Annotated in this window: 7 protein-coding genes; 3 read left to right on the top strand and 4 right to left on the bottom strand. The window is 44.1% G+C overall.

Going from position 1 to position 13381, the window contains the following annotated elements:
• Nucleotides 1–67: 67 nt before the first annotated feature.
• The gene (malT, locus tag AACQ81_RS07185; protein WP_237386785.1) at nt 68–2782 is read right to left on the bottom strand and encodes an HTH-type transcriptional regulator MalT; all 2715 of its coding nucleotides are present in this window, start codon (nt 2780–2782) and stop codon (nt 68–70) included.
• A gap of 411 nt (nt 2783–3193) precedes the next feature.
• Here malT and malP point away from each other — a divergent pair, with 411 nt between their 5' ends.
• Nucleotides 3194–5641 carry a maltodextrin phosphorylase gene (gene malP, locus AACQ81_RS07180; protein WP_237386784.1) on the top strand — a complete coding sequence of 816 codons (2448 nt, stop codon included), beginning with the start codon at nt 3194–3196 and terminating at the stop codon, nt 5639–5641.
• A gap of 25 nt (nt 5642–5666) precedes the next feature.
• A complete protein-coding gene (malQ, locus tag AACQ81_RS07175) occupies nt 5667–7832 on the top strand; it encodes a 4-alpha-glucanotransferase (protein WP_237386783.1) in 2166 nt (721 codons plus the stop codon).
• 237 nt (nt 7833–8069) lie between these two features.
• On the opposite strand, the gene malG is transcribed toward malQ, so the two are convergent.
• The 3 genes from malG to malE all read right to left on the bottom strand — a co-directional run bounded on the left by malG (nt 8070) and on the right by malE (nt 11821).
• Nucleotides 8070–8960: a maltose ABC transporter permease MalG gene (gene malG, locus AACQ81_RS07170; protein ID WP_237386782.1), complete on the bottom strand. Its 891-nt coding sequence runs from the start codon at nt 8958–8960 to the stop codon at nt 8070–8072.
• A gap of 12 nt (nt 8961–8972) precedes the next feature.
• Complete coding sequence (gene malF, locus AACQ81_RS07165) at nt 8973–10529, bottom strand: maltose ABC transporter permease MalF (protein WP_237386781.1); 1557 nt, start codon at nt 10527–10529, stop codon at nt 8973–8975.
• Nucleotides 10530–10621: 92 nt separating this feature from the next.
• A complete protein-coding gene (gene malE / locus AACQ81_RS07160; protein WP_237386780.1) occupies nt 10622–11821 on the bottom strand; it encodes a maltose/maltodextrin ABC transporter substrate-binding protein MalE in 1200 nt (399 codons plus the stop codon).
• Nucleotides 11822–12270: 449 nt separating this feature from the next.
• Between malE and malK the strand changes: the two genes are divergently transcribed.
• Nucleotides 12271–13380: a maltose/maltodextrin ABC transporter ATP-binding protein MalK gene (gene malK / locus AACQ81_RS07155; RefSeq protein ID WP_237386779.1), complete on the top strand. Its 1110-nt coding sequence runs from the start codon at nt 12271–12273 to the stop codon at nt 13378–13380.
• Nucleotide 13381 lies beyond the last annotated feature (1 nt).

Below are 13381 nucleotides of genomic sequence, written 5' to 3'. Positions count from 1 at the left end.
GATTAATATTTATTAATAATATTAAAAATAAACAAATCACATTAAGAAATAGTATTAGATAAAATAATTAAACTCCCAACCCTATCATCTGCATTAAACTCTGGGCCTGCTGAATAGCTTCCTGCCGGTGCGTAATCCCCATCTTTTGGTACAAATTTCGTATATGGGTTTTAATCGTGGTCGCCGCCACATCCAACTCTGTGGCTATTTGATCATTGCTATAACCAGAATAAATCAAACCCAATACCTGCCATTCACGCTGGGTTAGCGGACTATTGCGGATAAGTTCCGGCACATCAGGATGCGTGAGTAATTGTTCAACAAACGCCTCATCAAAATGGGCAAACTTATGTCGATGCTGGCGGTTGATTTCGCGCAGGATACGCTGCGCACGATGCTGTTCCATTTCAGGCAATATGTTGAGCTGAATGAGCTGGCGAAGTTGCAAAGCCATTAATTCTCCTTCAATAACAAAATGGCTAATGAACCCTGTGCGATTAGCTAAACTCAATGCTTCCATCAAAGCATCCTGAGCCTCAGCTTTACGTCCAAGCTGCCAGTACAGCAGATTGCACAGCAGAAGGTTACGGTTCAAGTCACTAACCAGAGACAATTTTCTCGCATATTCATTCAACTTCTTCAATATAGATTCGGCTTCTTCATACTGCCCCAGCAGGATTTGTGCCCGGGCAATATTGCGCCATTGATTTTGATTGAAATGGTTACAGAAGCTTTCTGGCCGTTCTGCCTGTAGCAACCATTGAGTCACCGCGTTGCTATCTTCCAAACTCTGCCAGATGATGACACGCAGTTTGTCAGTATTTGTTCGCCAATCACGATGATAATGCCCATTGTTCAGCAGATTCTCACAACGGGATAAATAACGACGGGCATTATCAATATCCCCACGGATCAAAGAACATTTCGCTAATTGGGTCAAACATTGCAATTGCTGTTGTGGCTGGAAATTGGACAGCACTTCCAGCCCCCGGCGTGCCGCCTCTTCAGATTCATCAATGCGGGCCCAACACCACAGAAGCTGCGAACGGATCCTCAGCAGAAATTCATGCATTGGCAGCTGTTCCATATGCTGTTCACGTATTAAATCAAATGCATGGGTCTGGGTATCATAGGCAGCCTGCAAATAACCTTGCGCCAACAAAATCTCACTTTGCTGTAACAAAGCCCATAACGCATAGTGATAAACATGGCAGAGTCGGGCAAGTTGCTCCGTCTGCTTCATCAGGGCCAATGCGCTGTTCAGTTGCCCATTGCAATGTAAGACTTCCCCTTTCACCGACATTGCCACAATACGGCCATATTGATTATCGGGCAGCAGGGTCGCCAATGCCTTCTCAGCCAAAGCATCTGCGTCATCTGGTCGCCCATCGTTAATGTTCACTTGGGCTCGCAGAGCATCAAATTCCCCCAACAACTCCGGCTCAATGGCTATCTGTTTCTGCTTCAACGATTGTTCAGCCTGACTCAATAGTGCATTTACCTCATAATGGCGATGCTGACTCTGCGCCAACCATGCTTGTAACAATACCAAACGAGGACTTTCCAATAACTGTTCATATGGCAGTGCATTCATGCACTCCTCCAGCAAGGAAAGTTTGCTGTGATTGAATAGCCCCCAAGCATGTTGCAGCAAAATATCCCGTAGCAACACAGTATCTCCGGCAGCAAGGGCATGATGAATAGCTTCTCCCGGATACCCCTGCATCAACCATCCTTTTACTGCCGCCCTGTGTAATTCAGGCAATTTCGTTGCCATTTCCCATTGGCAACGCTGCCGCAAAAATGAAGCAAATAGTGGATGAAAACAGAACCATTCCCCAGAATCATCCATTCGCTGGATAAACAACCCCTGCCGTTCAATATCTTCAAGACGTTGCTGACCGTTTTCCTCCCCTGTCAGACAAACAATCAACCCATCATTCATGGAACGCAGAATAGAACTATGCAGCAAAAAATCTCGTGTCGCCTGATCCACTCGATTTAAAACCTCATCGACAAGGTAATCAGCCAGATGAGTTGTATTAATCCCTGAAAGACGCTTGGCTGATATTTCAGCCGCATTGCCCGATTGGCGGGCTGAAAGAGCAATAAGCTGCAAAGCCGTTGCCCATCCCGCAACATCGTTGCATAGTTGCCTGCAATTATCAGCGTCCAACGGATTTGCCAAACGGTTGGCAAAAAACTGATGGGTTTCCTGATAATCAAATGCCAATTGCTGGCTATCAATCTCCAATAACTGTTCTCGTACCCGCAGGTTGGCAACGCCTAACAACGGCAGATGGCGTGATAAAATCATCAACGTTAAATTTTCTGGCTGGTGGCGGAGAAAAAAACGCATCGCTTCATGGATCAGGCCATTAACTATCAGATGATAATCGTCAATTACCAGAAAAACTGATTGCCTCCATTCACTGAGTTCAATAAACAGTTGAGCAAACAATGCGGATAAGTTGGCATATTGATGTTTCTGGGCCAGAATCTCACTTTTCACACAGTGCCCCTGTGTTGCCTGTTGAATGGCCGCAATCAAATAACTGGCAAAACGTTCTGGCTGATTATCGCTGTCATCCAGTGAATACCACCCCAAATTATGCTGTCTGGCAGCCCACTGTGACATCAGGGTGGTTTTACCATATCCGGCAGGACTGGTTATCAATACAAGCCGATGATCCTGTGCTGAATTGAGCTTGTCTAGCAAGCGCTCCCGCATGACCATATTACTCAGGCGAAGGGGGCGACTGAGTTTCGATGGGATAAGCATTAATTTCCTCCCTTCACAAGCAACGAAATCAATATACCCTTGGTATTTCAAGCTGTAGCTTTGTTGGCTTAAACCCGAAATGCATTGAGTATGAAAATTTTGACCGATGCTATTTGATCACTTGCATCATTAGCATTTATCAAATGCCCAACCAAATTTAGAGAAACGCCCATCTTTTGCAAACAAGTTGATTGATTACATTGTGTTAAATTGCACCCTGTCACATTCTGGGATTGTAACCTTTCCATTTCTCAATGGAATTGCGAAAAGATTCGAAAGAAATAGCTACGCCCTTGCACTCCTCCCCGCGAATATTTTCACGGGATGATGTTTCACTTCTCTCTAGCCCTCAGCATATCCCGTTAAATAATCCCCCACATTTCCCTTATTCAGTGACAGGATGACAACGCGATGCAACTATCCGAATTCGATAAAAGATCCGCAGCAGATAAAAATCCCAAATTAGATAAAGCTGCGTTTCAGTCTGCATTCATACGCCAATGGCAACGTTTTGGCCTTGATTCAGCTCAGGAAATGACCCTGCATCAGCAATGGCAGGCTGTCAGTTCCGCCCTTTCTGAATTACTCCCTTTTTCTTCTCAGCAAAAGCACGCCATACCATCCCCTGACGATCAGCGTCATGTGAACTATATCTCAATGGAGTTTTTGATAGGGCGCCTGACAGCTAATAACTTACTGAATCTTGGTTGGTACGATGATATACAAACTTATTTAGCGAAATATGGCATCATTTTAAGTGAGGTATTGGAAGAAGAAGCCGATCCCGCATTAGGTAATGGCGGATTGGGACGGCTGGCAGCTTGTTTTCTCGATTCAATGGCGACTCTCAATCAACCGGCTACGGGATATGGCCTAAATTATCAATATGGACTATTCCGCCAGTCTTTTGAACACGGGCAGCAAATTGAAGCACCCGATGATTGGGGAAGAAGCAGTTATCCGTGGTTTCGTCATAACACACAATTAAAAGTTAATGTCAGTTTTGGTGGCGAAATCACAAAAACCGCCGATGGATATGAAAAATGGGTTCCCGCATTTACTCTCGTCGGTGAGGCCTGGGATTTACCGGTAATTGGGTATGGTAATGGTGTTACTCAGCCACTACGCCTATGGCAAGCGACATATGATAATCCCTTTGATCTCTCGCTTTTCAATGATGGGCAGTTCCTGCATGCCGAACAGCAAGGCATTGAAGCAGACAGCCTAACCAAGGTGCTCTACCCAAATGATAATCACCAAACGGGTAAACGCCTTCGTCTGATGCAACAGTATTTTCAATGCGCCTGCGCAGTAGCAGATATTCTGCGTCGCCACCAGCAAGCAGGACGTAAAATAGAAACACTGCCGCAATACGAAGTCATCCAGCTTAACGATACCCATCCCACAATCGCCATTCCTGAAATGATGCGGCTTTTGCTTGATGAACACCAATTAAGCTGGGAAACCGCATGGGAAATTACAGGGAGAACTTTTGCCTATACCAACCATACTTTGCTACCAGAAGGTTTGGAGCGTTGGGATGAATCCCTGATCCGCGAACTTTTGCCACGCCATCATCGCATCATTCACGAAATTAACCGACATTTTAAAAAAACCGTGGAGCAGACTTGGCCTAATAACCAACAAGTCTGGGAAAAACTGGCAGTTATCCATGATAATCAAGTCAGAATGGCTAATCTCTGCGTTGTCGCCTGCTTTGCTATTAACGGAGTCGCAGCACTACATTCATCTTTGATCGTGACAGATCTATTCCCCGAATATCATCAATTGTGGCCGACAAAATTCCACAATGTGACCAATGGAGTTACCCCTCGCCGTTGGTTAAGACAGTGTAATCCAGCGCTTTCTTCACTGATTAGCCAGACATTAAATTGCGAATGGGTTAATGACCTTAGTATTGTCAAACAACTTGAACCTTATGCTGATGACAGCGCATTCTGTTCAGCTTACCGAACCATCAAACAGGACAATAAAATCCGCCTGTCCAACTATGTCAATAAAGTCATGGGACTCAAACTGGATCCCCATGCTATTTTTGATGTGCAGATAAAGCGCCTGCATGAATACAAACGCCAACACCTAAACCTTCTCCATATTCTGTCACTTTACCGACAGATTCAGGAAAATCCGGAGCTGGATATTCATCCTCGTGTATTCCTGTTTGGCGCTAAAGCTGCCCCTGGTTACTATCTGGCAAAAAACATTATTTCTGCGATAAATCATGCCGCCGAGAAGATCAATCATGATCCGATCGTCCGTGATCGCATCAAAATCGCTTTTATCCCCGATTACAATGTTTCTGTAGCAGAATTAATGATCCCAGCCGCAGATGTGTCTGAACAAATATCTACGGCAGGCAAAGAAGCCTCTGGTACAGGTAACATGAAACTGGCCTTAAACGGTGCCCTGACTGTCGGAACATTGGATGGAGCAAATGTCGAAATTGCTGAACAAGTTGGAAATGACAATATCTTCATCTTCGGAAAGACGGTAGAAGAAGCCAAGGCCTTACTAAATAATGGCTATGACCCGCAAGATATTCTGCGGCAGGATCACCACCTGAAAGGCATACTGGATACCCTTTCCAAGGGTGAATTCAGCCATGGAAATACGCACGCATTTGACCTTATGCTGCATAGCCTGACTGACGGAGGTGATCCTTATTTAGTACTGGCTGACTTTGCCTCATACTGCCAGGCTCATCAACAAATTGACACTCTGTACCGAGATACTCAGTCCTGGACACACAGTACCGTGCTTAATACAGCCCGAATGGGGAAATTTAGTTCTGACCGCACTATTCAGGATTATCAACAGCGCATCTGGCAGACCCAATAGGGGTTGAAAGATTGAGGGATTGAATATGAAAAATAAAAGCCTCAATGATTTGGCAACTGAGGCTGGCATTGCCAGCGAATATACTAATGCCTATGGAGAACAACAGGCTATCCCTACTGAGATCAGGCACCGCATATTGAAAGCCATGAGTGCAGATACACCGGTCGATAGGCCGGTTTTTCACTTACATACTTCTTCTGTGGTCCCCTCTTTACCTAAGGTTAAGGTGCTTACCCAAGGGCAGATAGCCGTTCTGCCTCTGAGCGACACGGATAACTACCAATGGCAGATACATACTGAGCAAGGTGAAATATTTCATGGCTGCTGCCAACGACAACTTGCCTTACCAATCGAGCTTCCTTTGGGATACCACACACTCACGCTGATAACAGAAGTGGAACAAGAAACTCTTTCCCAAAAACAATCCGTGCAACTTATTGTCGCTCCCGAACGTTGCTACGAGCCAAAGGCACTAATACAAGATGAAAAACTTTGGGGTGCCTGCGTTCAGCTTTATACCCTACGTTCAGAGAATAACTGGGGAATTGGTGATTTTGGTGACCTCAAATACATGCTGCAAGAACTAGCGCAACATGGAGGCGATTTTGTTGGCTTAAATCCCCTGCATGCCATATATCCCGCAATGCCCGAAAGTGCCAGCCCTTACAGTCCGTCTTCCCGCCACTGGCTCAATATTATTTATATTGCAGTGAATCAGGTAGAAGACTTTAGGCAGAATGCCGAAGCCCAAATATGGTGGCACTCGCCGGAAACACAAAGCAAACTCCAGCAAGCCCGTCAAGCTGAGTGGGTCGATTATACTACCGTGATGGCACTGAAAATGGACGCACTTCGTCTGGCTTATCCACAATTTAAGAGTCGGCCCGACGATGATATTCAACAAATCGATTTTCAGAAATTTGTGCTTAAGGGTGGTAAAAATCTTTACTCTCAAGCAACTTACGATGCACTTCACCATCAACTATACGAAGAAAATAATGCTTACTGGGGCTGGCCTGTATGGCCGAAAAAATACCGTGAGCCAGACAGTGAAGCGGTTAAAGCATTTTGTCATTCACATCCACAGGAAGTCGCGTTTTTCCTTTGGTTACAGTGGCTGGCCGATACACAGCTTGCCGAGTGTTTTACGGCAAGCCAGAACAATAATATGCCAATCGGTATTTATCGTGATCTTGCTGTGGGTGTAGCACAAGGCGGTTCAGAAACATGGTGTAACCGAAACATCTACTGCACTAAAGCATCAATAGGTGCACCACCCGATATTTTAGGGCCACGGGGACAAAATTGGGGGCTTCCACCAATGAATCCCCATGAATTAAAAGCTCAATCCTATCAGCCTTTCATTGAATTGCTACGCAGTAATATGAGCCATTGTGGTGCATTGCGCATTGATCATGTCATGTCTCTACTCAGGCTCTGGTGGATACCACAAGGCGAAACAGCAGATAAAGGTGTTTATGTCCATTATCCAGTTGATGATCTGCTGGCAATACTTGCTCTGGAAAGTCAACGTAATCATTGCATGGTAATTGGCGAAGATTTAGGAATTGTACCGGAAGAAATTGTTAATAAATTACGGGAACGAGCCGTTTACTCTTATAAAGTATTTTATTTTGAACGCAACGAACAAGGTGAATACCGTTCTCCAGAAGAATATCCTCAGCAAGCCATGGCAACCATTACCACTCATGACTTACCTACTCTACGTGGTTTCTGGCAAGCCAGAGATCTGAGCCTAGGTGAGTCCATCGGTTTATATCCTGATAAAACACTTCTCGCTGAGTTACATACTGATCGTAAACGCTGTAAGCAGGAATTATTAGCCAATTTAATCCGCCACGGTTATCTGCCAGAACCTGAAATACGGTCTACAGAGAATGCCCAAGATGCATCGCAGCAAACTACATTATCGAAGCAAGCTGAGTTGCCCCTGTCAGTCTCTATCAATCAAGCTATACATCGCTATATTGCCCATAGCAATTGCGCCCTGTTAGGATTACAGCCTGAAGACTGGCTGGATATGGCAAATCCCGTCAATATCCCCGGTACTACGATGGAATATCCCAACTGGCGGCGAAAACTCACCACCACATTGGAAACAATGTTTGCAGATACGCATATCAACCAACTGCTGCAAGCAGTAGGAGAAGCCAGAAAGCAAAGTTTATAACTTGTTAAATTGTGTAGAAGGGAAAAAACAGTTTTCAGTTAACACCATGGCTATAATCAAGACCAGAAATATCACTTATATACTCTTCGTCTTTCAGATTGTAGCTTTGTTGACGACGCTTACTCACCCCAGTCACATAGTTATCTATGCTCCTGGGGATTCATTCTCTTGCCGCCGCGCTGCATCTTGAAATTCATTGGGTATATGCTTCTGGGGATTTTTAACTTTAACCAACCATCAACCCTTCACGCCTCCCGAAGTCAATCCTCCGACCAACCAACGTTGGGCAAGTAAAAAAACCATAGTAATAGGAATGGCAGAAAGCACTGCGGCGGCGGCAAAATCGCCCCATAGATAGTTTTGAGGGTGAAGATATTGCTGCATACCGACAGCTAACGTGTAATTGTCTACGTCCTGTAGTAACAACGAGGCAACGGGGACTTCAGTAATTACACCAATAAAAGACAAGATAAACACGACAGCCAATATCGGCACAGAAAGCGGCAGCAATATCAAACGGAAAACTTGCCACGATGATGCCCCATCCAACATAGCCGCTTCTTCCAGCGAGCGATCTATCGTTTCAAAATAACCTTTGATCGTCCATACATGCAGAGCTATCCCTCCCATATAGGCAAAAATCACCCCACCATGGGTATTGAGTCCGAGAAAAGGAATATATTCTCCCAACCGATCAAACAGGGCATATAGTGCTACCAACGAAAGTACTGCGGGGAACATCTGAAAAATCAACATACTTTTAAGTAAAACACTCTTACCGCGAAAACGCATTCTGGCAAACGCATACGCACAGGTAGTTGATAATGCAACAATTCCAGTCGCAGTAATAAATGCAACTTTCACCGAATTCCACAGCCACTGCATAACGGGAAATGGCGGGGGTATCATATGCCCATCAGAAGATTCTACGCTATAGCCAAGTGCGAGCTTCCAATGTTCCCATGAAATAGCGTCTGGGATGAGACTACCTGTCGCAAAATTTCCCGGACGCAAAGAAATAGCAATCACCATCAACAGAGGAAATAAAATCAAAGCGATAAAAGCCAGCATAAATAGATGTGTTATCCATACCCGCCAGCGTTGCGATTTGGGTTGCACCATCGCCATACTTTTCTCTCCTTAGTCAAATTTAATGCGAGTGGTTTTCAAATTGATGATGGCTAATGCACCCACTAACAAGAATATTAGTGTCGCAATTGCTGCGGCCAGGCCAAAATCCTGCCCGCCACCACCTTCAAACGCAATACGGTAGGTATAACTCACCAAAAGATCGGTATAACCCGCTGGAGTGGTTGTGCCAATATGATCTGGCCTACCATTGGTTAATAACTGAATCAGGACAAAATTATTGAAATTAAAAGCAAAGCTGGCAATCAGCAACGGCGTCAAAGGCTTAATCAATAATGGAAAGGTAATTTTGGTGAAGTTTTGCCATGGCCCTGCTCCATCAAGCGCCGATGCTTCATAGAGATCATGCGGGATCGCCTTTAGCAACCCCATACAGAGGATCATCATATAGGGATAGCCCAACCATGTATTTACGACAATCAACATCGTTCGAGCCAATATCGGATCTGCAAACCAGTCCGGTTTAAGGCCAAACAACCCATTCAATACCAGATTTATTTCACCAAAACTCTGATTAAACAAACCCTTGAAAATCAAAATTGAGATAAATGAAGGAACCGCATAAGGCAAAATAAGTAGTACACGGTAAATTGCTCGCCCCTTAAGGGCTTCCCACTGCATAATACAAGCGAGGATCATGCCTAGCGCAGCCGTTAAGCTAACTGTCAGCAAAGAAAAAAGCATCGTCCAGACAAAAATAGACAAAAAAGGTTTTTGAATACCTTCATCCTGCATCACCCGTAAAAAGTTTTTCCAACCAATAGGAACTGTGAATCCAGGACTCAATGTTTCTTTATCCCATTCTCCCTTAGCGTTAATGGATTGATAGAACCCTGTCTCCATATTCGGTCGATATTGTATGCCCGTTTGTTTATTCGTCAGTGTCGTTCCATCTTCGCTAAGGGAATAAAGGGGGTGTATAGCTGAAAACTGACGCAGGGAACTCATTCTCAACTTACTGCCATCGGGAAGAACAGCCACCAGTTGGCCTAATACCTGCCGATGCTGGGTAATGGTACGAAGTGTCGCAGCATCACCTTCAAAATTTGTTTCCTGTTCATATAAAGGTAAAGTAATTTCTTCCGTCCCAGAGAATGAAAAAGGAGAAGATACCAGCCATTGAGAACTATCAGAGACGTTCAGTACTAAAACCCACTGTTCAGATACAGAATAAAGTTTGAAATTAAATGGCTGTCCTGCCTGATATTGACGACTCATTAGCAGAGTTTCAGCCCGTTCAAAAGTTAATTGATTAGTGCTGCTGTAATTTGTAAAGGCAATGGCAATCGTGCAGATAAGCGGAAATAGTATAAACAACCCTATCCCAGCAATTCCTGGATAGGTATAACGCCAAGCATAAGCCTTACGATTGGAAAAAATATAAATACCACTTCCCAGCAATACCAATGTCAGCATGGCGAACAGATATTCTCCCTTCGCATACATCAGTACAACCAGATAACCAGTACAAAGCAGACACAAACCAATAGCAGACCATTTCAGGACAGAACTCTGCCACCATACTGTTTTTTCTAATGTCGCTGACATATTGCACTTCCTGTTACTATTTCTTTCCGGTAATTAAGCCCCTATTCAGATAGGCGCTAAGGCTCCTGATTTGAAAGGAGCCTGTCATTCGTTTATTTTGTTATTCTCGCTTCGGCATCATTGAGGGCAGCATCAACCTTTTGACGGCCGCTAACCACATTAAGAACCGCGCTACGCATTGCGTACCAGAAGCTACTCATTTGTGAAATGTTCGGCATAATTTCGCCCCTTTGAGCATTTCCCATCGTGGCAGCAATACGAGGATCTTTTTCCAGGATTGCTTGATAAGATTTCAACGCCACGGCTCCCAACGGCTTATCTTTATCCATCATTGCCAAACCTTCGTTTGTGAGCAAATAGTTTTCCAAAAACTCTTTCGCCAGTTCTTTATTTGGACTGGCTGCATTTATTCCTGCGGTTAAGATGCCAACAAAGGGTTTAGAAGGATTTCCTTTGAAAGTTGGCAATAAAGTAACTCCGTAATTAATCTTGCTTTTATCTATATTTGCCCATGCCCACGGCCCATTGATAGTCATCGCTGTTTTGCCTTTATTGAAGGTGGCTTCAGCAATAGAATAATCAATATCAGCATTGAGATGTTTATTTTTGATTAAATCAGCCAGAAACTGCATCCCTGCTTTAGAACCTGAATTATTAACACCACTATCTTTAACATTATAGGTGCCATTTTCTGCCTTAAATGCATATCCACCATCAGCTGCAATTAACGGCCAGGTGAAATAAGGCTCCTGCAAATTAAACATAATTGCACTTTTATTTTGCTTTTTCAGTTCATTATCTAGGGCAGGAATTTCTTCCCATGCTTTTGGAGGGGATTTGATCAAATCTTTATTGTAGATAAGGGAGAGTGCTTCAACTGCGACAGGATACCCCATCAATTTTCCGTCATAACGAACCGCATCCCATGTAAAAGGGAATAGCTTATTGATAAAAGAATTATCAGGTGTAATTTCAGTGACCAAACCTGATTGAGCATAACCACCAAAACGGTCATGAGCCCAGAAAATAATATCCGGCCCATCTCCGGTCGCTGCAATCTGGGTATATTTTTCTTCCAGTTTATCGGGATGCTCAACAACGACAGAAATTCCCGTTTCTTTTGCAAATTTTTCACCGACCTGTGCCAGTCCGTTATAGCCTTTATCGCCATTAATCCAAATCACCAGTTTGCCTTCTTCAAGCTTTGCAACAGCAGGAGCAGACAGCATCCAAGTCGTCAAAACGGAAAACATCAGAGTGCGGGTACCCACTCTCAATATTTTTTTTGTCATTATTCCGTCCTTTTTATCAATTGTCAGTTCAGGATGACCTACTTTATTACTAACTGTTTCATTTTCATTACTAGTTGCTTCACTACATGACTAGAAAATGGTTCCCAGTGTGCTATCAACAAGGAAAATACTCATCCTCCCTTGTTCTACGCCTTAAACAAAATGAGTGTGAGCCAGCTTACAAAAATAATTAAAATCAGAACGTTAATACTAATATGGCATCATTTTATGCGACTCAAATCACATCTTATTTAATAATTTATTCTTCCAATACCTAATCGCCTTAATCTCGTCATCCTGATTCCTCCCCCTACAAAAAACTCTGGGATGGAGGATTCTCATGTCTGTTATTTTGTACACAATTCTGCTATCAATTTTTACTGGATGCCTTATACGGTGGATAGGAAACAAATAGAAAACTGAGGTAGCAAATCCGAGGGAGGGAGCACATGTCCAGCGTCACATTCCGCAATGTATCTAAATCATATGGTGAAACAGTCATCTCTAGAGATCTCAATCTTGATATTCAGGAGGGAGAATTTGTCGTATTTGTTGGCCCATCTGGGTGTGGAAAATCGACGCTACTCAGGATGATCGCGGGATTAGAAGACATCACATCCGGTGATTTGCTCATCGCAGGGAAACGAATGAATGATATCCCACCAGCCAAACGCAGCATTGGCATGGTTTTTCAGTCTTATGCGCTATATCCTCATTTATCCGTTGCAGACAACATGTCATTTGGCATGAAGCTGGCAGGGGCCAAAAAAAACGATATTCAAAAGCGAGTACAACAGGTCGCAGAAACCCTCCAGCTAGCCCATCTGCTGGATCGTCGTCCCAAAGCACTGTCTGGTGGGCAGCGTCAGCGGGTTGCTATTGGCCGAACACTCGTTGCCGAACCAAATATTTTTTTGTTGGATGAGCCTCTTTCCAATCTGGATGCTGCTTTACGTGTGCAGATGAGAATTGAGATTTCGCGCCTGCATAAACGTCTGCAACGTACGATGATCTATGTAACCCATGATCAAACCGAAGCGATGACTCTGGCAGATAAGATTGTTGTGCTGGAGGGGGGAAATATTGCTCAAGTCGGCAAACCTCTTGAAATCTATCACTACCCTGCCAATCGCTTTGTTGCAGGTTTTATTGGTTCGCCGAAAATGAATTTCCTGCCAGTAAAAGTCTCCGCTATTGCCGTCGATCAGGTACAAATAATTTTACCTAATGGTCAGCCTGTCTGGTTACCTGTCGAAAGTAAGGGACTCACAGTTGGAAACAATGTATCTCTGGGTATCCGCCCTGAACATCTTTTGCCTAATGATGTAGCCGATGTTACGTTAGAGGGGACAGTGCAGATCGTAGAACAACTGGGCAATGAAACTCAGATCCACATCCGCATACCTGCCATTCATCAAAATTTGGTTTATCGCCAGCCTGATATTGTTCTCGTGGAAGAAGGAGTGAACTTTACTATCGGGTTAGCTCCCCACCGCTGTCATCTTTTCCGTGAAGATGGAAGCGCATGCCAGCGTTTACATAAAGAACCCGGAGTCTAAA

The sequence above is a fragment of the Xenorhabdus sp. Sc-CR9 genome, from assembly GCF_963897815.1.
Taxonomy (GTDB): Bacteria; Pseudomonadota; Gammaproteobacteria; order Enterobacterales; family Enterobacteriaceae; genus Xenorhabdus.
The sequence above is the reverse complement of the archived record's forward strand: the minus strand, read 5'-3'. Positions and strand labels throughout refer to the sequence as shown.